28 protein-coding genes are annotated in these 20,888 nt (G+C 48.6%); 7 read left to right on the forward strand and 21 right to left on the reverse strand.

The genetic code is table 11. The features are described 5' to 3' along the window. Positions 1–221, reverse strand: a 221-nt coding sequence (locus tag BLQ59_RS13985; protein ID WP_143005372.1) for an Rrf2 family transcriptional regulator, incomplete at its 3' end; no start/stop codon positions are given. 120 nt (positions 222–341) lie between these two features. On the opposite strand from BLQ59_RS13985, the gene BLQ59_RS13990 reads away from it, so the two are divergent. The 5 genes from BLQ59_RS13990 (at position 342) to BLQ59_RS14005 (ending at position 3,201) form a co-directional block, all read left to right on the forward strand. Further along, entirely contained in the window at positions 342–1,175 is an 834-nt protein-coding gene (locus BLQ59_RS13990; RefSeq protein ID WP_074573456.1) for an SIR2 family NAD-dependent protein deacylase, read from the forward strand. A gap of 14 nt (positions 1,176–1,189) precedes the next feature. Next, positions 1,190–2,020 (forward strand): protein-ADP-ribose hydrolase, encoded by an 831-nt coding sequence (locus tag BLQ59_RS13995; protein WP_074573457.1) that lies wholly within the window; start codon positions 1,190–1,192, stop codon positions 2,018–2,020. 98 nt (positions 2,021–2,118) lie between these two features. Next, positions 2,119–2,322, forward strand: coding sequence for a Rossmann-fold NAD(P)-binding domain-containing protein (locus BLQ59_RS16560; RefSeq protein ID WP_371118526.1), 204 nt, complete (start codon positions 2,119–2,121; stop codon positions 2,320–2,322). 108 nt (positions 2,323–2,430) lie between these two features. Then, complete coding sequence (locus tag BLQ59_RS16565; RefSeq protein WP_371118528.1) at positions 2,431–2,748, forward strand: NAD(P)-dependent oxidoreductase; 318 nt, start codon at positions 2,431–2,433, stop codon at positions 2,746–2,748. A 96-nt stretch (positions 2,749–2,844) separates the two neighbouring features. Next, positions 2,845–3,201, forward strand: coding sequence for a cupin domain-containing protein (locus tag BLQ59_RS14005; RefSeq protein WP_074573458.1), 357 nt, complete (start codon positions 2,845–2,847; stop codon positions 3,199–3,201). A 142-nt stretch (positions 3,202–3,343) separates the two neighbouring features. Here BLQ59_RS14005 and BLQ59_RS14010 read toward each other — a convergent pair whose 3' ends face one another. The 19 genes from BLQ59_RS14010 to BLQ59_RS14095 form a co-directional block, all read right to left on the reverse strand. Next, on the reverse strand, positions 3,344–3,841 hold the full coding sequence (locus tag BLQ59_RS14010; RefSeq protein ID WP_014431082.1) for an SH3 domain-containing protein: 498 nt from the start codon (positions 3,839–3,841) through the stop codon (positions 3,344–3,346). Between the two features lie 11 nt (positions 3,842–3,852). Then, positions 3,853–4,710: a C39 family peptidase gene (locus BLQ59_RS14015; protein ID WP_256324691.1), complete on the reverse strand. Its 858-nt coding sequence runs from the start codon at positions 4,708–4,710 to the stop codon at positions 3,853–3,855. Between the two features lie 75 nt (positions 4,711–4,785). Next, a complete protein-coding gene (locus tag BLQ59_RS14020) occupies positions 4,786–5,262 on the reverse strand; it encodes a flavodoxin (protein WP_074573459.1) in 477 nt (158 codons plus the stop codon). A 24-nt stretch (positions 5,263–5,286) separates the two neighbouring features. Next, a complete protein-coding gene (locus BLQ59_RS14025; protein ID WP_074573460.1) occupies positions 5,287–5,961 on the reverse strand; it encodes a hypothetical protein in 675 nt (224 codons plus the stop codon). A 14-nt stretch (positions 5,962–5,975) separates the two neighbouring features. Continuing rightward, on the reverse strand, positions 5,976–6,827 hold the full coding sequence (locus BLQ59_RS14030; protein WP_074573461.1) for a DUF3737 family protein: 852 nt from the start codon (positions 6,825–6,827) through the stop codon (positions 5,976–5,978). 206 nt (positions 6,828–7,033) lie between these two features. Continuing rightward, positions 7,034–8,167: a DUF362 domain-containing protein gene (locus tag BLQ59_RS14035; RefSeq protein WP_074573462.1), complete on the reverse strand. Its 1,134-nt coding sequence runs from the start codon at positions 8,165–8,167 to the stop codon at positions 7,034–7,036. Between the two features lie 56 nt (positions 8,168–8,223). Beyond that, positions 8,224–8,850: a flavodoxin gene (locus BLQ59_RS14040; protein ID WP_074573463.1), complete on the reverse strand. Its 627-nt coding sequence runs from the start codon at positions 8,848–8,850 to the stop codon at positions 8,224–8,226. A gap of 34 nt (positions 8,851–8,884) precedes the next feature. Continuing rightward, positions 8,885–9,763 (reverse strand): carboxymuconolactone decarboxylase family protein, encoded by an 879-nt coding sequence (locus tag BLQ59_RS14045; RefSeq protein WP_081342596.1) that lies wholly within the window; start codon positions 9,761–9,763, stop codon positions 8,885–8,887. A gap of 136 nt (positions 9,764–9,899) precedes the next feature. Beyond that, a complete protein-coding gene (locus BLQ59_RS14050; protein ID WP_074573464.1) occupies positions 9,900–10,202 on the reverse strand; it encodes a YciI family protein in 303 nt (100 codons plus the stop codon). A gap of 28 nt (positions 10,203–10,230) precedes the next feature. Next, a complete protein-coding gene (locus tag BLQ59_RS14055) occupies positions 10,231–10,974 on the reverse strand; it encodes an SDR family NAD(P)-dependent oxidoreductase (RefSeq protein ID WP_074573465.1) in 744 nt (247 codons plus the stop codon). Positions 10,975–10,994: 20 nt separating this feature from the next. Next, a complete protein-coding gene (locus BLQ59_RS14060; RefSeq protein ID WP_256324692.1) occupies positions 10,995–11,621 on the reverse strand; it encodes a hypothetical protein in 627 nt (208 codons plus the stop codon). 178 nt (positions 11,622–11,799) lie between these two features. Then, positions 11,800–12,813, reverse strand: coding sequence for an aldo/keto reductase (locus tag BLQ59_RS14065; RefSeq protein WP_074573475.1), 1,014 nt, complete (start codon positions 12,811–12,813; stop codon positions 11,800–11,802). Positions 12,814–12,845: 32 nt separating this feature from the next. After that, positions 12,846–13,835: an alpha/beta hydrolase gene (locus tag BLQ59_RS14070; protein ID WP_074573467.1), complete on the reverse strand. Its 990-nt coding sequence runs from the start codon at positions 13,833–13,835 to the stop codon at positions 12,846–12,848. Positions 13,836–13,879: 44 nt separating this feature from the next. After that, positions 13,880–14,365 (reverse strand): acyl-CoA thioesterase, encoded by a 486-nt coding sequence (locus BLQ59_RS14075; protein WP_074573468.1) that lies wholly within the window; start codon positions 14,363–14,365, stop codon positions 13,880–13,882. 94 nt (positions 14,366–14,459) lie between these two features. Next, a complete protein-coding gene (locus BLQ59_RS15830; RefSeq protein WP_256324693.1) occupies positions 14,460–14,615 on the reverse strand; it encodes a hypothetical protein in 156 nt (51 codons plus the stop codon). A 112-nt stretch (positions 14,616–14,727) separates the two neighbouring features. Further along, entirely contained in the window at positions 14,728–15,789 is a 1,062-nt protein-coding gene (locus BLQ59_RS14080) for an amidohydrolase family protein (RefSeq protein WP_074573469.1), read from the reverse strand. A gap of 41 nt (positions 15,790–15,830) precedes the next feature. Continuing rightward, complete coding sequence (locus tag BLQ59_RS14085) at positions 15,831–16,388, reverse strand: flavodoxin family protein (RefSeq protein ID WP_074573470.1); 558 nt, start codon at positions 16,386–16,388, stop codon at positions 15,831–15,833. Between the two features lie 44 nt (positions 16,389–16,432). Further along, positions 16,433–17,068 (reverse strand): TetR/AcrR family transcriptional regulator, encoded by a 636-nt coding sequence (locus BLQ59_RS14090; RefSeq protein ID WP_074573471.1) that lies wholly within the window; start codon positions 17,066–17,068, stop codon positions 16,433–16,435. Positions 17,069–17,245: 177 nt separating this feature from the next. After that, a complete protein-coding gene (locus BLQ59_RS14095) occupies positions 17,246–18,994 on the reverse strand; it encodes a 1-deoxy-D-xylulose-5-phosphate synthase (RefSeq protein ID WP_074573472.1) in 1,749 nt (582 codons plus the stop codon). 134 nt (positions 18,995–19,128) lie between these two features. Here BLQ59_RS14095 and BLQ59_RS14100 point away from each other — a divergent pair, with 134 nt between their 5' ends. After that, complete coding sequence (locus BLQ59_RS14100) at positions 19,129–19,797, forward strand: hypothetical protein (RefSeq protein WP_218122914.1); 669 nt, start codon at positions 19,129–19,131, stop codon at positions 19,795–19,797. A 40-nt stretch (positions 19,798–19,837) separates the two neighbouring features. Continuing rightward, positions 19,838–20,575 (forward strand): acetolactate decarboxylase, encoded by a 738-nt coding sequence (budA, locus tag BLQ59_RS14105; protein ID WP_074573473.1) that lies wholly within the window; start codon positions 19,838–19,840, stop codon positions 20,573–20,575. 104 nt (positions 20,576–20,679) lie between these two features. Here budA and BLQ59_RS14110 read toward each other — a convergent pair. After that, positions 20,680–20,888: transposase (locus BLQ59_RS14110; RefSeq protein WP_143005373.1), on the reverse strand; the 209-nt coding region annotated here is incomplete at its 5' end.

The raw sequence follows: 20,888 nt of genomic DNA on the forward strand, positions 1-20,888 counted from the left end.
GTGATGTCTTGCGGGCTTTTTGTGAGTTTGGCCCCACCGACACCTGCTGCCACCTCCACCAGGCCGGCGGCTTTGAGCTGGCCCAATGTTTTGCGGATGATAACCGGATTGACATTGACACTGCTGGCCAAAAAGGTGGAAGTAGCCTTGTACTCATCCTTGAACCGCTCGATACAAAGCAATATATGTGTCGCTACCGGCAGACGAAACGAAAACTGCATGAAAAATCCTCCTAAAAGTCGTTGTATCTATTGACATTACAACAATCGTTGTATATAATCGTTGTAACATATTATATTACATCCATTTTAAAAGGTCAACAAAATCAAGGAGATGAGCTTATGTCTGCTGCGATCAAAAAGCTGAAAACAGCCATAGAAAATGCCGAAGCCATTCTCGTAGGTGCCGGTTCCGGCTTCAGCACTGCTGCCGGTTACACCTACAGCGGCAAACGATTCTACCAGCACTTTGCCGACTTTATCGGGAAATACCATTTCGGGGATATGTATTCAGCGGGGTTCTATCCCTTTCCAACTCCAGAAGAAAAATGGGCCTATTGGAGCCGTCATATCTACTACAACCGCTACGACCAGCCGGAAAGTCCGGTACATAAAGCCTTGCTGCAACTGCTGCAGGGCAAGGACTACTTTGTCCTGACCACCAACGTAGACCATCTTTTCCAGAACAACGGCTTTAACAAGCAGCGGCTGTTTTATACGCAGGGCGATTATGGTCTCTGGCAGTGCCAGACACCTTGCCATCACAAAACCTATGACAATGAGGAAACCGTCCGCCGCATGATAAAGGAACAGCGGAATATGAAAATCCCCACGGAGCTTGTGCCCCATTGCCCCATATGCGGGGAGGAAATGGAAATGAATCTCCGGTCAGATGGTTCTTTTGTAGAGGATGAGGGATGGCACGCTGCTGCCGCACGTTACCATGATTTCCTGAGCAAGCATCAGTCAGGCTTCATCCTTTATCTGGAGCTGGGCGTGGGCATGAACACTCCCGGCATCATCAAGTTCCCATTTTGGAAAATGACAGCAACCAATCCTCTGGCCACATACGTCTGCCTCAATAAAGGGGAAGCTGGCTCTCCCGATGATATCAAGGGGCAAAGCATTCTTATTGACGATGATATTGCCTCTGTCCTGCAAGAACTCATCCGCTAAAGAAAGGACTACTCATGAATACCTTAGAAAGAATCCAATACCTCAATAGGATACTGTTGGAAGAAATGCCCCAGTATAAGGCAGATGCCGCAACTTTCCCCGATGAACTACACGCCCAAAGACGGCTGCTGCGTTCTCTGATGAACCTGCGGCCCCCCGGCCCCATAACCGCTGACTTTCTGCGGGAACAGGACATCTTGTTGCAAGAGGAAGCAACTATCAAAGGTTTGGTAAAGCCTAATGAACTGCCTACCATAGCAGATGAAATCGCTAAGAATATCACCCCCCAAGGTGCACCAGCCCATAATCTGATTCTCTGGCAGGGCGATATTACCCGTTTGGCCGCAGACGGCATCGTCAATGCGGCCAACAGTGCCATGCTGGGGTGTTTTGCTCCCTGCCATGGCTGCATCGACAACGCCATCCACTCGGCAGCGGGCTTGCAGCTGCGAGAAGCTTGTGCCCAACTGATGGAACAGCAGAGGCATCCTGAACCTACAGGTCAGGCAAAGATTACTCCCGCCTATAACCTGCCCAGCAAATTTGTCCTTCATACCGTAGGCCCCATCATCCCAGCTAACCGCCAGCCCAACGTAGCAGAAGCCGAGCTTCTGGCCTCCTGCTATCGTTCCTGTCTGGAACTTGCTGCCCAGCACCAACTCAAAAGCATTGCCTTCTGCTGTATCTCCACAGGTGAATTCCACTATCCCCGCGAGGAAGCAGCACAAATCGCCCTGAATACTGTCAGCAACTGGCTTGCCTCTTCCGGCAGCGATTTGAAGGTTATCTTCAACGTGTTCAAGGATGAGGACTTGGCAGTCTACAAAAGCCTCTTAAAAATATAAAAAACTTTTGTTGTAACTATTGACATTACATCTCAACGGTGTTATTATTTCATTGTAAGTAAGATTATTACAACTCAAATTTAATGGAGGAATACAAAATGAAAATCGCTGTTGTTTGTGCAAATGGTAAGTCCGGCAAACTCATCGTCAAGGAGGCCGTAGACCGTGGTCTTGATGTTACGGCTGTAGTTCGCGGTGAAAACAAGTCCGTTGCCACCAAGACAATTTCCAAAGACCTGTTCGACCTAACGATAGAAGACCTCAAGGGCTTTGATGTGGTAGTTGACGCCTTTGGTGCCTAGGCTGAAGAAGCACTCCCCCTGCACAGCAAGTCCCTGAAGCACCTTTGCGACATTCTGAGCAGCACGGACACCCGCCTTTTGATAGTTGGCGGTGCCGGAAGCCTGTATGTGAACAAAGAACATACCGTCTGTGTTTCCGATGCCCCCAATTTCCCGGATATGTTCAAGCCCCTTGCCACTGCTATGGCCAAGGCTCTTGGCGAATTGCGTGAACGCAAAGATGTGAAGTGGACGTATATCAGTCCCGCTTGCGATTTCCAGGCCGAGGGCGAGCGTACTGGCAAATATATCCTTGGCGGCGAGGAACTGCCCCTGAACCCTGCCGGGGAAAGCGTAATCAGCTACGCCGACTACGCCATCGCCATGATTGACGAAGCCACCAAGGGAAGCCATATCGACGAACGCATTAGCGTGGTTAAAGCATAATAACTGACGATACCTCATCACGCCGCCTGCAAACATGACATAATAATCAACGCTCTCACAACGTTGTGATTAGCATATTTTTAGGAGGAAAATCAAATGGCAAATTTTAACAAAATCAGTGTGGCAAGCGATGCAAGAACTGAGCTGCATGACAAATTGAATCTGACGGGGGTAGAGATCAGCGTCAACAACCTGCCCGCCGGAGCTGGTGTTCCCTTTGTACACTACCACAAGAAAAACGAGGAGATTTACTTCGTCACGGCCGGTAAGGGCACAGCTGTGATTGACGGGCAGACCGTAGAACTCGCAGCTGGCGATTGGCTGCGCATTGCCCCAGCTGCGCGGCGTCAATTCTCGGCAGCTGCCAATGAAGGCATCAGCTTCATCTGCATCCAGGTGCGGGAAAACTCCCTGGAGGAATATACTGCAGACGATGCTGAAGTAGAACAGTAAGATTAACCGCTATCAGATAGCAAAAGCCATCAATAAGCACAGATTGAGATATCTGCCTTATTGATGGCTTTATTTTCGCTATTAGTATTTCACTACGCCTCTGGATAAATATTACACACTAAGGAAAACACCTGTTCATTACTTATGAAAGATACTCAGCCAGTGCATAACCAAGGTTTCCTTTGTAGTAAACATAGTAGTACCCGTTGCTGCCTGCTTTGACAAAGCGAACGTATTCCCCTAGCGGAATACGGGTAATCACCGCTGCATCCGCGGACGGTGCTGAACGCAGGCTTATCCACTCATTACAGTTGGCCACACGGTATAACGTGCAATGAGGAGTCAGATAGCTGTATAATGCATAACCCGTATTCCCATGATAGCGGACATGGGCAAATATCATCTTTTGATAGCAGGGATCATTGTCATCAATAATATTCACCATATCTCCAAGTGGTATCTTCGCGATGACGGGAGCATCTGTAGATGCATATGCCCGAAGGCTTATCCAGCTTTCACAGTTGACAACATACATACCACCATCCGTATTCGTTGCCCCCGTAGATGCGACAGTATAATTGGGCACAATCAACAGGCAAACCAGGAATACATAGAACCATATTCTTTTCATCTTATTCATAATCAATCCCCCTATTTTCCTACAGTATCAGCGTCCTTCGGATAAGCTATAATCCAAGGTTGATAGCGCTCCTTCTTAGGCAGCATGGAATGATCAAACCACATGGAGTAGAATTTTGTAGCATTGCCAGCGGTATATCCGTCCTGTTTATGGTCACAAGTATCGTAAGGATCTGCAAAAATAAGCATATCATCCAGCATTGACTTCGTTCCCATGTTGTCATAGCCAATAATAGCCCGCCAATGACCGCCCCACTCTATATTTTCCACCAGTACCGGTTTCCCATGAGCCAGCGATTCCAGGATAAAGGTACGGAAATCCTCATAGCGGCTAAGTTTATCGCTGTTCAGGCTGCTGCGCACCTCCCAGCCGATTCCTTTAAAGAATCCAACCATATTTCTAAGCCCGGTACCGATTGGATACCCCTGGGTTTTCATGGCCTTTGTCAAGCTCATTTCATCATAATCCCTGTTCCCATACCAATAAAGCACGGTCAAGGCAGCGGCAGGGCCACAGGTATACTCTCTTGCCTGTTGATAGGTCTTATAGTGGGGAAGTACAATACGGCGTCCCGGGATACTTTCCATGTCGTAGAAATCCAGGTCTGTAAAATACGGTGAATCCTTATGATTGATTTCCGCTGGAGCAGATGAAGCACCTTCTGTAACCGTATCAAGCCCAGCCGGATAGGGAATCACCTTTTCTTCTGCCATCGTTGTGGAGGCCGTAAAACATAGCATACATACCAGCAGTAAAGCCTTTTTTGCGCTCATGCGAAACAATCCCACCATATCCACCATATCCACCACACTCCTATCCTCTTGTACACTTTTGAATTTCATCTCTCGATTGTATAATTCAATCTTCACCGCCTAAATACCTGCCTCACCCACGACAAAAGGCAATGCACATGTTTCATGCACATTGCCTGATACTTGTCACGCTTATAAGCTTTCCACCCAGTCTTTAAGTTCAGCAACCGAAGGATTCCCGTTCAGCAGTTTGCCTTCCCGGATAACGGTGCTATCTGCCACGCTGTCTTTCAGCCCTTCCACGGCCTTGCCAAAGCCGCTGCCGCCGGATGTGGCGAAGAGAATTATGGTCTTGCCGGCAAAATCATAGCTTTCCAGGAAGGTGTTGATGATGGTGGGCGCCACATACCACCAGATGGGAAAGCCCACAAATATCACATCATAGTCCGCAACCTTGGCATCACCAGCCGCAATCTGCGGACGAGATTTGCTGTCCCGCATCTCCACGGAGCTGCGGGAATTTTTATCATGCCAATCCAAATCGGCCTGGGTATAGGGCACTTCCGGCTTGATTTCAAACAAATCTGCCCCAGCCGCCTCGGCAAGGTTCTTGGCAGCCTTTGCCGTCACACCGCTGGCGGAAAAATAAGCTACTAATTTCTTACTCATGTTATTACCTCCAATATCAAATGTTCATGCTTTTAGATAACGCTGCAATGCGGCTCCGAGCAAAACATAGAGTCCGATGGTTCCGCAAAGCAACAGTACATAGATGGCCGCCGGTTCATTGGTGGCGGCCGTGGCAAAGATATGTTTCATCAGCAGGCGGTCGCCGATGCGGTTCAGGAACGAAGCATAAATGCCCGCACTGAGCACCGCCAGGCTCAAGGCTGCCACGATTGCCCGTTTAGCCACAGCAGACAGTTTCCAGCCAAAGACCTTTTGCCACTGCCCCAGCCAGCCTTTGAAATGCAGGCCCCAGTGGAAGCCGCACAAAATCAGCAGGGCATAGGGCAGGGACACATGATACTGATGAATGACAATGCTGCGCTGGATTTCCAGCGGCATGATATCTTTCAGCAGAAAGTTGGATATGCCAAGGCCGGCAAACACAGCCACCAGCACCACGGCAAGCAGCAGGATATCCATGACCGTGCCCAAAGTCCTCTGGAAAGTCCATTTGCCCTGCTGCAGGCTTTTCAGCCAGTGACGGTTCTGATAGAGATGAACTCCTGCCAGCAGGAGCCAGGCTGCGCCTATGATTTCATGCAGCAGCTTGGGGATATAATGAAAGCTCATGGCCAGCACAAACAGCAACGGCAAAAGCGCCGTTACGGCCATGCGCCGATTTATGCTCCGGTAATTCATAGGCCTACACTCCCTCAGGCGCAATGAGATTCTTCGGCAAGAACGATGCGGCCTTTGGCATCCACATCATCCCTAATGATTTCCTTCACGCCCGTCACTTTGATTGTACCGGACTTTGGATTCTTGATGCTATCCACCACCGTGGTGATTTCAGCTTCCACTTCGGATTTTTCAAAGGCCAGATCCGTATCGATCATCCGGCAGTTGATGAGTTTCAGGCCCTTGCAGTAGCAGAAGGGCTGCGTGCCAATAATGGTGCAGTTTATCAGCGTCAGGTTCTCCGAATACCAGGCCAGATATTCCCCGCGGATAATGCTGTCCCTGACGGTCACGTTCTGCGCATGCCAAAAGGCATCCTTGGTATTCAACTCGCAAGCTGTAAATTCTGCATCTTCAATGTACTGGAAGGAATATTTGCCCTGCAGTGTCACATGATCAAAATGCAGCCCTTCACTGCGCAGCATGAAGTATTCACTTGTCACATTGGTCTGCCGCATGGTGATATCCCTGACCGACCAGCCAAATTCCGGTGAAATCACGTCCGAATTTTCGATAGTTACCGCCGAGCACTCCCGCAGAGCCTTGATGCCATGCAGTTTTGACCGATCAATATGAACATTGTGGGAATACCACAACGCCGCACGGCACAGCTCCGTCATTTCAGCATTCTGTATCCGCACACGTTCATCGTGCCAGAAGGGATAGCGCAGATTGAAAAAGCAGTCCTGCACCTCAATGTCGCGGCTCTCCTTCAGCGCGCTTTCCCCATCTGCGGGGCCATCAAAACGGCAAGCAATCAGTTGTACCCCCGTTTTGCCATACAAGGCCCGTTCTTCATCAAACACCTGTTTCTTATATACGTCCATTTTCCCTTACCTTCCTGCTTAAATAATAAATTTTTCCTGCTGAAATCCACTCTAACACTTCGAGTGAACTTCAAGTCAAGCTATTTTTTTGCACAGCATTATTGACACTTTGTCAGTATTATGAGCAAAATTTTGACCAGTCAATTGACCGGTCAAAATCTGCTGTCTTAGGGTTTATTTACTTGAGGTACTGTTGATAGAAAGAATCAAGCTTGGCCTGTTCCCCAGGTTCCCTTGATATCCTTTACGGCTTCGGCAGCCGTGATCACTTTGTCGCCGTTATCGAGGTCAATCAGCTGATAGCGGTCATTGCCCATGCCCATTTCCTTCATATAGGTCAGCTGGCGCATGCTGTGACGGGATTCCATGCGCTCCACCAAATCATGCTTGCTTTCCTCCGGCAGGGCGTAGACACAGTCCACACAAGCCTGGTCCGCAGCCAGGATATCCAGGGAGGCCACAATGCCAATATCCGGCGTGACGACAGGCTGAGCCGAGGTACCGGCGCAGTCACAATCCACACTCATATTGCGCATCACATTGATGAAGGCAATCTTGTCCTTGAAATGCGTGACCGTTGCCTGAGTGGATTCAGTCATGCGCTCCATGAACTCCTCATTAGTCACACCCCACTGGGAACCGCTTTCTCCGGCATGAATCATCTTCTTGCCTATTTTTCCATCCGCACAGCCAATGCCGAGATTTTTATTGGAGCCGCCAAAACCGCCCATAGCATGCCCTTTGAAATGCGTCAAGGTCAAAAGCGAGTCGTACTTCAGCATATCCTTGCCCACGGACATCTCTGTGAACCACTTGCCATTTGGCACCGGTAACATGGCCGTACCTTCTGCATCGATGATATCCACCGTGGTGAAATCCGTCCAGCCATTGGTCTTCAGTGTCTCCCGGTGTTTCTCGGTGGTATCACGGCCACCGCCATAATAGGTGTTGGTTTCGATGATGGTGCCCTCCGATAGGCGGTTCTGCAGCAAATCTTTCACCCAGGGGCGGGGAATAATATTGGGGCCATGGGGCTCACCCGTGTGCAGTTTGACAGCCACCTTGCCACCCAGCTTATCCTTCACCTTGTCATAGATTTTCAGCAGTCCGGCCGCCGACAGGTCGCGGGTAAAATAAACCACCGACTCTGCCCCTTGCCGCTCCCTATAGGGAAGATAGTGCTCCCCGCCGGTACCAGCGACTTTCGCCTTCCCCAACGGCTCATTTGCTCCTGCACCTTTTTCGTCAGCGGCAAAGGTCGCACACCCTGGCAAAGCGGCTATAGCAACGGCCATACCTGCCAGCTTTACAAAATTCCTGCGAGTCATTTTTTCCTTCATTACACAATCCCCCCAGCCAATCTATACTGCCCATAAATTTCTTGATGATATGCAATTTAGAAGCCTAAGCCATTATACCAGGCTTTGATTTCATCTGTGCCGGCCTGCGGGCTGAATAACTTGCCCGGTTTCCAATTGGCCTTGCCTTTGGTAAGCTTGGCCAGATAATCTGCACTGCTGCCGATATCACTGCCACCGGAGGTGCAGACAGCCGTCATATTCTTGCCCGTAAAGTCATAGCTTTCCACGAATGTGTCCATGATGCGGGGCGCCTGAGCCCACCAGATGGGATAAGCCAGGATAATGGTCTTGTAGCTGGCAATGGGGGCATTCTTGTCCGCTAAGGAGGGGCGGAAGCCATCATTTTTCTGCTCTACCGTGGCCCTGGTCGTTTCATCATTGTAATTCAGGTCTTCGGCCGTATAGGGGGCTTCCGGCCGAATTTCATACAAATCTGCGCCCAGGGCCTTGGCGGTATTCTCCGCCAGCTTCTTCGTATTGCCTGTCGCGGAAAAATAAGCGACTAAGATCTTATCTCCTGCTGCCGCAGCATCAGTATTAGCCGCCTGAGCCACCGTTTTAGCTGGCGGTGTCTTTTCCTCGGCCTTGCCATTATCCGTGCCACAGCCCATCAGCCCCAGTACCATCAACATGGACAAGCAGGCAATCCATAATTTCTTCATGCGTTTTGCTCCTTTCTCAACCATTCATATCCATCTACGGCAATCTGTTATACTCTTTTTCCTCCACCGGCTCACACCACTCATTGGAAGTATTTTCACCCGGCACCTCGATGGCGATATGCTGGAAGGCGGAGTCCTTGGCGGCACCATGCCAGTGCTTGACACCTGCGGGGATATGCACAACATCTCCCACCTTCAATTCCTGAGCAGGCTTGCCCCATTCCTGATACCAGCCACGGCCGGCAGTGACCAGCAGCATCTGCCCGCCGCCTTTGTCGGCATGATGGATATGCCAATGGTTGCGGCAGCCCGGCTCAAAAGTCACATTGCCAATCACTACCTGGTCGAGGGAAACCATATGGAGATAGCTTTTGCCGTCAAAGTACTGGGCATAGTTGACATTTTCACCGCCAACGGGGAACAGGCTGGTTTCCTTGATGGTTTCCAAATCCATATGATTGTTTCCTTTGGTCTCTGTATTCTGGGTAACTGGCTCGTTATAGACTTCCTTGGCCAGATTGAACGCCGCCCAGGCCTTGGGCCAGCCCGCATAGAACCCCAGCTGGGTGATGACCTCAGCCATTTCCTCACGGGTAACGCCGTTCTTCTTTGCCGACTGCAGATGATATTTCAAAGAGCTGTCCGTCATGCCGCTGGCCACCAATGCCGAAACCGTCACGATGCTACGGTCATGCAGGGACAGGACATCATTTTTTGACCATACCTCTCCAAAGAGAATATCATCATTATAGCGGGCAAAATCCGGAGCAAATTCCCCTAATTGCGTTCTGCCTGCGGTCTGTGTAATCTTTACTGCTTTTTTCGTCTGTGCCATAGCTGCCTCCATAAATGTAAAATTTGTCATGATCATGCCTGCAGCTATTGCTGCGGCCAAGATTTTCTTTCCCTTCATGTAACTCTCCTTTCTGCCCGATGATATCCGGTTATTTCTACCTTAACACTTGAAGTGAACTTCAGGTCAAGCATTATTTAAAAAACCCTCTGTCTCACGCGGTCTGAACCTTTCGCGACAGAGGGCTTAGCGGATTTCACCGGCCTGCAAATTCAGCAAAATTTGCTGCTACCTTGCCTGCGGTGAAAGACCGGACTTCATAGTCAGCTAGGCCATCTGCATAATACACATCTTCCTGCAGGATCTTCTCCACCGCTTCTTTGGATTCAGCTGGAGAAATCATGATACCGGCCATTTCCTTATCGATATAAGGCCCAACCAGAATAAAATTACCGGCTTCAAAATGCTTGGTGAACCATGCCACATGCTGCTTAAAGAGTTCTTCGCCCTTTCCCGCAGGAATTTTTTCTGCCTTGAGCGTCTGATTGATGATAAACATTTCATTTTCCTCCTGACCTGCTTGCATTTTACATTCCAAAGCCACCATCAATACGCCAGTGTGCTCCCGTAGCGTATCTGGCATCGTCTGAGGCGATAAAGGCCACAGCACCAGCTATTTCTTCTGGTTCTGCATATCGTCCTAAGGGAATATTTTTCTTCACTGCCGCCTCATAATCCTTTGTTTCCTCAATCGTAAGTCCCAACTTATCGTAAAGAGGTGTTCTTGTAGCTCCTGCTGCTACGCTGTTGACACGAATGCCATGAGGAGCCAGTTCCTTAGCCCAGGTTTCCGTCATGCTCAAAACAGCAGCCTTGCTCGCTGTGTAAACACAATTCATAGGCATTGGATTGGTTACCAGACCTGAAGTGATATTTACAATGTTTCCCTTCGATTTTTTCAGATAAGGGATAGACTGACTGGTTACATCAATGACAGCCCGAACATTCAACGCAAATGTTCTGTCGTAATCTGCCATATTTATCCCTTCGATAGGGGTTATCGGGGCAATCCCTGCATTGTTTACCACAATATCCAGCCTGCCAAAGCGTTTGTCTATATCATCCAGCACTTGAGAAATGTCTGCGGATTTCAATACATCCGCAATCATATAGCTGATTCCCGGGTGGCTGGCAGCACTTTCTTGCAGTTTTTCGGCCCGTCGTCCAATGATGACCACAGAGGCCCCTTCCTTGGCCATACGATATGCTATCGCCCGGCCAATTCCCGTACCGCCCCCCGTGATGAGGGCAACTTTACCTTGAAGATTCATCTTTCTGCTCTTTCCTATACTTACTCCCCCAACTCAATCGTCATCGTCTGATAGCAATCAGGATTATGATCGATTACTTCTTTAATGGAACCTGCATTGTCGCTGCTTTTGCTGTCATAATAAATCGTCTCGATATCTTTATTGATTGTATATGTCTTGCCCTGTCTGCCATCAACTTCGGACTTTACTTCATTGCCCTCCAACCAGCTTTTGGCTGTATGGCCCAGCAGGGTAACCGTCTGCTCAAGTGTTGGATTATGATCTACCGTACGGATGATGGAACCAGCATCATCACCAGATTTTGCGACGATTTCATCTATATGCCCATTGACTTTATAGGATTTTACCAACTGCCCATTGTCCTTAGTGTAAGCCACACCATTTTCCACCCAGCTTTCAACCGTATGGCCTGCAACTTCCATCTTTTGATAAGACGTTGGATTATGATCGATAACTTCCTTGATTGAACCTGCATCGCTGCTATTGGCGCTGTAGTAAATCACTTCCTGGTCCTTGTTGATTGGATAGGATTTCGCAATCACGCCATCCTGCATTGTTACGGCAGTATTTCCCTGTATAGAACCCTCTACTGTGATCGTAGAAGCTGAAGCTATGCTCGAAGTAGTCAGCGCTGCCATCATTGCCATTAAAACAAAATTCTTTTTCTTCATGATTATAAACACCTTTCTTTTCTACAATACTTATTTCTTTTATATCAAGATGACACCATGTCAATATTAAAGGTAAAAAAATATTCTTTTTACTGAAATAGCGTCCTCTTTATTTTATTTACGATTACTGCATACCCTTGGGTGCATTCTTCATCTAAACCTGCTCTTTTTTATTGCCGCTACGGGTGTTTTGCGCCATCACGCCCACCAGCTTGTGAGGGATATAGAGTTCTTCCAGATAGGCAAGATCCTCATCTGACAAGTCAAGCTCCACCGCCTTTACCGCACCGTCAATATGATACAGTTTCGTGGCACCAGCTATGGGAGCGGTGACTTTTGTGAGCAGCCAGGCCAGAGAAATCTCTGTCATGGATACCTGATATTTTTCGGCTAGTTCTGCCACCCGCAGGATTATCTTTTCGTCCGTATCAGCCGTGCCATCATATTTGAGCTTGGCATAACTGTCTTCCTGCAAGCGCCGGGAAATTTCTCCCGGCCTGCGGGAAAGGCGGCCGCTGGCCAGCGCGCTGTATGGCGTCATGGCAATATTATCCTCGGCACAAAGTTTGCTCATTTCCCGCTCTTCCTCCCGGAACAGCAGATTGTAATGATTCTGCACCGATACGAACTTCGCAAAACCTTCTTTTTCTGCCAGCGCATTAGCCTTGGCTAACTGGTAGGCATAGCAGTTGGCGATACCGATATAACGAACCTTGCCTGCCTTGACCATTTGCGTCATACCATCCAGAATATCATAGATAAGCGTCTGATAATCCCACATATGATAGATATAGAGGTCCACATAATCCATGCCCAGATGCTGCAGGCTAAGGTCCAACTGTCTCTGGATATGCTCCTGACCGGTCACGCCCTTTTCGATTTCCTGCTGGCTGCGGGGCAGGAACTTCGTGGCTACCACCACATCCTCCCGCTTGGCAAAATCATTCAGCGCCCTGCCTAAATATTCTTCGCTGGTACCGTTCTGATAAGCAATAGCCGTGTCAAAGAAATTTATGCCCTCAGCCAGCGCATGCTTTACAATCTCACGCGTATCCGCTTCGTCGACCGTCCAGCTGTGCTGGCCCGTAGCAGCATTGCCAAAGCCCATACAGCCCAGGCAAATACGGGACACCTGTAAATCAGAATTACCTAATTGTGTATATTTCATGCACACCATCTCCGTCATTAAATCCATCATCATCATTTCATATGCCAGTTGATAAAATCACGGATTTCCACAAAGGAATCCACGCTATCCTGCAGTTCCGGCAGGAGCAGGGCAAAATCATGGGACATCCCTGGGTAAACCGTCATGGTTACATCTACGCCCTGCATAGAGGCTTTTTTACCCAGGTCAATACCTTCATCAAAGAACAGTTCATAACTGCCAACCTGAATCAGCATTGGGGGAAGGCTGGACAGGTCCGCATTCAGTGGAGACAGCAGGGGATTTTTTGCTTTATAACCCTTGCCATAGGAAGGGTTCTTCACTTCCCCATACATAATAGGATTATTACTGCCCAAAATCAAATCCTTGCTGGCATTATACTTACGGGAAGGCAGATTCGTTTCCAGCGTTGTCCACGGGGAAATCAGGATCAGCATGGCAGGCTGGGGCAGTTTGTTTTCTTTCAGATACAAGGACAATGCCAAAGCCAGATTGCCGCCTGCCGAATCACCGGTAACGATTATTCTGCTGGCATCTTTGCCGCTGGCCAGCAAATCCTTATAGGCGGCTACTGCATCCTCCAAAGCAGCAGGATAAGTATGCTGCGGGGCAATGCGGTAATCCACCAGATACATTTCCCGAGCGTTGGCCAATATACCATGCTTTTCCGTCATTTGACGGTGATTATTGTCCTGTGGCAGAATATAGCCGCCGCCATGCAGATGGAAAATAATCCTGTCCGTGCCAGCCGCAGGATTGACCAGCTTTTCCATGGTCACATTACCTGCATCATATGTTTCATAAGACCAGCCATCCGGAGCTTCATAGGGTGCGGGCTTTCCTTTTGGATGTTTGAGCGACTCCATCATGGCTGCCACATGCGCCTGCTTAGCCGCATCATCCAATTTCAGTCCGCTTTCCGGCAATGTCCAGGCCGGTGCCGCCCATGCGGTAAAACTGCTCAAAGTCAGACTAAAGCCTAAAATTCCTGCCGCCAAAAATTTTCCCACTCTGCATTTCATTCCTGCCATCCTCCTGTCTTATGAACTTCAAGTCGAGTATTATTTCATTTGCCAATCACACGCGCAGACGCTTCTTCCCGCTGTTTTTTTCGCTGATGGTAAAGCTCATGGCGTTTTTTAGCAGCCTCGAAAGCTGCCTTTTCTTCTTCGGTTTCAAGTTCCAACGGCGGCACGGCCATGGGACGGCCATTGCGGTCTAATGCCACCATGGTGAAATACGCGGACAGCGCATGCTGCGGTCCCTGGTCAGCCTCCAGCACTTCCACTTCCACATTAACCGCCACTTCCATGGAAGTATGCCCTACATAAATAACTTCAGCAGTACAAGTCACTAAGTCGCCAATCAATATTGGTGTATGGAATTCCAGCTCATCCACCCGGGCCGTCACCACATTGGAACGGCTGTACTTGCGGGCCGCAGCATACGCCGTGGAATCCATCATCTTCATCAATTCGCCTCCATGAACATTGCCATTGGGGTTCGTCTGGCTGGGCATCATCACTTCACTCAAATAAATCTTATTCGACATAAACTCTCCATTCGCGTAAACACCGCTTATAATGCCTTACTTACCTGCAGGGATTTTGTCTGCTTTAAGTGTCTGATTGATGATAAACATAACATTATCCCCCTATCAGCCCGTTCTGCATGGCCGCGTCAAAAATCGGCTGCAAATCTTCCTTTTCCAGATGATTGCCAAACACCTGATCACCGCCAACTGCACCAGAACCCCAGGACCAGGCCCCCAAAGCTATTTTCGGCATTTTCTTCTCACTCATTGTATATGCTCCTCTCGCGCTTTAAATGACACCGTGTAACTTTTATTTGATGATTGTATTATATTCTCTAAATGACACCATGTCAATATTAAAAGTAAAAAAATTTTCGCTATTAAGAAATCAACTTTTGCGAATTTTGACAATATATCTGTTCCAGCCATTCACGCTGGGCAAGTTCCCTGTCCAAAGCCGCTTTCTTCTGGAGCAGCACCGGTGCTGGTACATAGGGATAATCACTGCCATACAGGATATGCTCCTGATTCGTGATTTTCAATAGCATATCCAGCGCATCGGGCATGGGATCTCCGGCCAGGTCAAAATAGAGATTGCCCATACTTTTTTCCATATCCACCGGCTCCATCATCTTCATCCCGGCAAGCATGGCAAACATGGCCTTCGCCCGCTGCTTCATATAGGGCAGGAAGGAGCCGCAATGGGGCACTACCAGTTTTATCCGGGGATAGCGTTCCAGCATGCCGCTGGCGAGCAGATTCAGCATCGCTCTGGTGGTATCTGCCGGATACTCGTAGAGCGCCATAACCCTGCCCGTTACCGTCCCCTGCCTTGGTAGCTGCGGGGCGGGACTGGGATGGACGATGACCAGCGCCTTGCGGCGGTCAAGCTCGGCAAAGATTTTCTCCCAGCGTTCATCCCCCAGATAGATTCCCTGGGCATTGCTGGGCACCTTCACGCCGATGGCTCCTAATTCATCCATAGCGTAAGCTATTTCCTCGATGGAACCATCAATGGCTGGGAAGGGCAGAGCCGCCACAAAACCGAATTTGTCCGGATAATTTTGACATAATGCCGCTGTTTCCACATTTATCCGCCGTGCCACCTTGCAGGACAGTTTTTCGTCCCCATTGTAAATATGCGGCGTGGCTTGCGACAGCACCGTATAGTCAATACCTGCTACGGCCATGAATTCAAGATGTGCCGTCTCCGACCACTTGGGTAAGGGATAGCCCTCCTCCGCTGCCGCATCTATGCCCAGCTCCTGCAACCCTTCTATATAACTTGGCAGCATGGCATGAGCATGCATATCAATCTTGCGCCCACGTGGAAGCCTTACCTCCTGCGGCGAGGCAGCAGCCGTTTCGAGCAGACCGCCACCTGTGCCCAAGAGTGCCAATGCGCCCAAGGCGCTTACTTTCAAGAAATCGCGTCTTTTCATTATCCTATAGCTCCTAAAACATGAAAAACCGGCTTCAGCCTTTAGTTTTTGCCGAGATTCTTGCCCATCTCATAGGCTTCCTGCATGGCAACAGTTTCCTTTACATTTCCCGGAGCCAGTGCGCCTTTGCCCAGGATATGGCCGCCATTGCGGTTATTCTCGCCCCCATGCATATTGAAGCATTCCACATATTTCTGGAAATCCTGCAGCATATTGTCAAAGAGCTTTGCCTCGGGTACACCGCCTGCTGTAATCAGGTAGAAAGTCTTATCCTTGGCAATGGTCATATAAGGATACAATCTGTCAATGCCGCGCTTCATCAGGCTGGTCCAGGAAAAGAAATACATGGGCGAAGCAAAAACGATTGCATCTGCCTGCCCGAATTTTTCCAGCACCGCCGTCATATCGTCCTTCTGCACGCATTTGCCGGGATTTTTCCAGCAGGCCATGCAGCCCAGGCAGTCACCGAAATTCATATCGCCCAGCTCTATCCGCTCTACCTGATGGCCAGCCTCCTCGGCACCACGGATAAACTCACCGGCCAAAATCCCCGTATTGCCGTTCTTACGCTTGCTGCCATGCATTACCAAAACTTTCATCTTTGTTGCCTCCTAACACACATTCAAATGATTTAACTCACCTGTTACACGCTCTTCTCCACGCCCAGAAGCTTGCGCAGGCAGTTGTAGGTGATTTCGTAAATCGAATAGTAACGAAAACCTACATCGGCCTCCTCCATGGCCTGCCGCTGCTTGTCGGTCACCATCACATAGGGATAGATGCCATACATAAAGGGAAAATAGGCATAAAGAAAGCTCGTCTTTTCCGCCTCGCTCATCTCCGGACAATACTTGTCCAGACAGCGATGCACCGCCTTGAGGGAAGCACCATAAGCTTTCTTGAATTCTACCAGATTCTCATGACGGCTGTTCTCCTCCATATCAAAGTGATTCATGGACAGAAGTTTCAGCAGGCGCTGACGTTTCTCCAGCGAATGTGCCAGCGCAGAGGCCAGTTCTTCCCGGCTCATAGCAGCATGCGCTGCCATCATGCCCTCTAAGTCTGCCACCCATAATTCGTACTCCCGCTGCATCAGCGCCAGGAAGATTTCCTCCTTGGTGTTGAAATAGTTGTAGATGGCAGTGCGGTTGAAGGTCGTGACCTTCCCAACTTCCTTCAGGGTGATGTCCTTGAAACTCATCGTCTCATACAGTTTGGCACAGGCATCGACAATACTTTCCCGCCGTGCCAGCATCTCTTCTTCCGATATCTTTGGCATCTATATTCCTCCGTCGCAGTAAAATGACACAATGTAACTTTTATTGACACTTTGTATTATAGGGTTATAATGACACTGTGTCAATATGTTTTGTAAAAAATTTGACCAGTCAATTGACTGGTCAAAAATCGTTATCACAGGCTTCCACACATTTTTTGCCACCTGCGCTGGATATTCTTACAGTTTAGCCAGAATATCCTCTGCAATCTGCTCTGCCGTAAGGTGGTTTTCTTTAGCCAGGGCATTATAGTCATAGCGGTCATAGAACTTCTTCGCCAAACCAAAGTTCAATACCTTCATTTTGTCTGCGCCGTAGAAGCGGGCAATCTTTTCGCCGAAACCGCCATCCAGCACACCATCTTCCAAGGTTGCCACCAGTTCATGATTCTCCTTCAGTTTTTCCAGCAATTCCTTATCCTGCCCGGTGATAAACAGCGGATTGATCAGCGTGGCCTCGATGCCCTGTTCTTTGAGTTTGGTCGCTGCTTCTTCCGCCAGATTATAGAAATTGCCCAAGCCGATCAGGGCTACATGGCTGCCTTCCTTCACCACTTCGTACCGATTGAGTTCGTCATAAGACTTGCGCACCGGACGCTTGGAGCTGCCCACCATGGCATGGGGGACGCGGATAGCCACGGGATATTTATCCTGCGGAATGGCCCAGTCCAGCATGGCTTGATATTCTTCCGGGGAAGTCGGTGCCAGATACACGAGGTTCGGGATATTGCTCATCATGGGAATATCATAGAAACCCAGGTGCGTCACATCGTTCATGCCGTACATGGAGGCCCAGAACACCAGGAAGGTTGCGGGGCTGTTGTTGACACAGACATCCTGCGCCAGCTGGTCATAAGTGCGCTGGAAGAAGGAAGCATAATCGCCAAATACGGGATGAGCGCCATTGCGCGCCAGCCCGGAAGCCATGGCCACAGCCTGCTCCTCAGCAATGCCAACGTCAATGTAGTGTTCTCCAAGTTCCTCACGACGAGCTTGCGTAAGCCCCATGCTGGCCGGAGTAGCTGCAGAGATGGCAATGAATTTCTTATCTTCCTTGGCCAGCCGCAGGAAAGTTTCGGCGGTCTGCTCTGCGTAGGGATCAACCAGCGCCTGCTTGACCTCGCCCGTTTCAATATCAAAGGGCATATGCCAATGCCAGTCTTCTTTGTTCTCTTCGGCAAACTTATAGCCTTTTCCCTTTTGAGTGACGATATGCACTACCACCGGATGGTCAATATCCTTAACCTCTTCAAAAGCAGATATCAGTGTTTCTGTATCATTGCCGTCAGCGACGAACCGGTAATCAAGCCCCATTGCCTTGAACAGATTACGCTCTGACTTACCGTTGGTATCACGCAGCTCTTTGAAGCCCTTATACATGCCGCCATGAACCTCAGCAATGCTCTGGTTATTATCGTTGAACACAATGATCAGATTGGACTTCATTTCCCCGGCCGTATCCAGCCCTTCCAAAGCCTCGCCGCCACTCATGGAACCATCGCCGATAATGGCAACGATATTCTCCTTGTCCCCCTTGAGGTCGCGGGCCTTGGCCAGACCAGTGGCCAAACTGATGGAAGTGGATGTGTGGCCAACATTGAACATATCATGCTCGCTTTCCTCCGGGTTGGTGTAGCCCGACACATCATCATAATGCTCTTCGTAAAGGTAAGCATCCCTGCGTCCCGTCAGCATCTTATGGGGATAGGCCTGATGGGAAATGTCAAAGACAAATTTATCCTTTGGCGAGTCAAACACCGTATGCAGGGCAATGACCGCCTCCACAATCCCAAAATCCGGGCCGAAGTGGCCACCGTGGATGCTGGCTCGTTTCAGCATGGCATCCCGCATTTCCTGTGCCAGTGCCTTGCGCTGCTCTGCAGAAAAACCTTTAATATCCTGAGGACTATTGACTTTCTCTAAATACATGAATTTACTCCTTTACAAACATCTTTCATTCAACTGATGTCTGTAAGTCTATACCCTTGAGTGAACTTCAAGTCAATACCCCTTACGAAAAAAATTTCTAAACGGCAAAAGGAAAAAGCACGAGCCTTTAACCCATGCCATTCCAAAATTTACGCTTCGTTTTCGAAGCCTCCTTTACATTATTTGCAGGACATTTTATTATCAGCCTAGAATTTATATCCCAATTCAAAGTCATCTATACACACGAAAGGAGAATACCTATGCGAAAAATGCTAAAAGCATGGCTCTTTACCATGCTTCTGCTGCTCCCCTGTATGTTAGCCAGTGCCAGTAGTTTATATCCTGATACACTCGACAATGGCAATTATGTATGTGTCGACGGTGGTATGGGCGTTGGCACTTATGCTGACAGGTCATCTGTTGTTGTTCAAAACTACAATCCCCCCAACTATCAAATCGCCATAAATATCATTCGGATTCAGTTTTCCGATGAGTACTGGAGCAAGCATGAAACCTATGTAGGCGGTCCATATAAAGTCATTGGTAACTTCACTGCTTACTTCCGCTATAATTGGGAACGGAAATCTGTGGCATGTCTTCGCCAAAATGGCTGGATGGATTGGAACATCCATCACGATTACAGTCATGCTGAAGGTAACCCATTCGTTCCTCATGCTGCTGAAGTTGCTTTTGTGTCCGCTTATAAAATGCGATTCTTCAATGACACCAAGGGCTATAGCCCCGTGTTAAAAGAATATCGCCGTGTTATCGATGAAAGCTTTTACCGGACTTTAGGCATATAATTTTCAAGGCAACGCGAGCAGTTAGAAATAGGAGAATGCTATGATAGAGCAAAACTTCGTGAAATATTATCAGGTATCTACACTGCAGGCTTTAGCATTGGGATTTTCAAAATCCGTGATAACAGTAGGAGAACTGCTTCAGCACGGGAATCTTGGTCTTGGAACTTTTGAAGATGTGGATGGAGAAATGATTGTTCTCGACGGAAAATGCTATCGCGCCCAAAATAACGGAGAAGTGGTTCCTGCTGAGAATGAAAGAGGCGTGCCATTTGCTTCCATTTGCTGTTTCCAATCACATAGAACAGAGACATTCGAGAAGATGGATACTATCGAACAGATAAAGGAATGGCTGACGCTTCGTATCGAGGAAGAATTTGGTCTTAATTCCATGTATGCAGTTCGAATCAACGGAGAATTCTCAAGGGTAGATGCACGGTCAGAATCAGGAACGAAAGCTCATCATGTGACACTGAAAGACGCATTAAGTATCACCCAGGAAGCGTTTATTTTTGAAAATATAAAAGGCTCACTGGTATGCGTATATTACCCTGACTATATGGATGGAATTAATGCAGCGGGATGGCATATGCATTTTCTCTCAGAGGATAAAAGAAAAGGCGGGCATGTATTTGATATCAGCATGACCAGGGGAAATGCTTCATTTTGCAAAATTACCAGCTTAGAAATACGGATTCCTGATTCTCCAGCATTTGATACCTATGCACTAAAATGCGCATCTAAGGAAGAAATCCAAAGTGTTGAGCAGGGAAAAAGCTGACACTATGAGTCGCAAAAGCAGGGAACCAGACCCCATGCGAGGGTGTGAATAAAAGTCTGTAAATAGGTCTTCTATGAATTGCTTAAAGAGCCGCATCAAAATTTTTACAATCTATCAGGATACATAATCGTCAGCTCGCCTCTGACCTTGCCCCAGTTCCGAATGGGCATAGACCATTTCTTGGTAGCCTCAAACGTTGCCAGATACAAGGCCTTTAACAGGGCCTGCTGACTGGGGAAAACACTTCTCTGGCTGTTCAGACGGCGATATGAGGAGTTCAGGCTCTCAATGGCGTTGGTCGTGTAAAACGCTG

This window comes from Pseudoselenomonas ruminantium, assembly GCF_900104055.1.
GTDB classification, from domain to species: Bacteria; Bacillota; Negativicutes; order Selenomonadales; family Selenomonadaceae; genus Selenomonas_A; species Selenomonas_A ruminantium_C.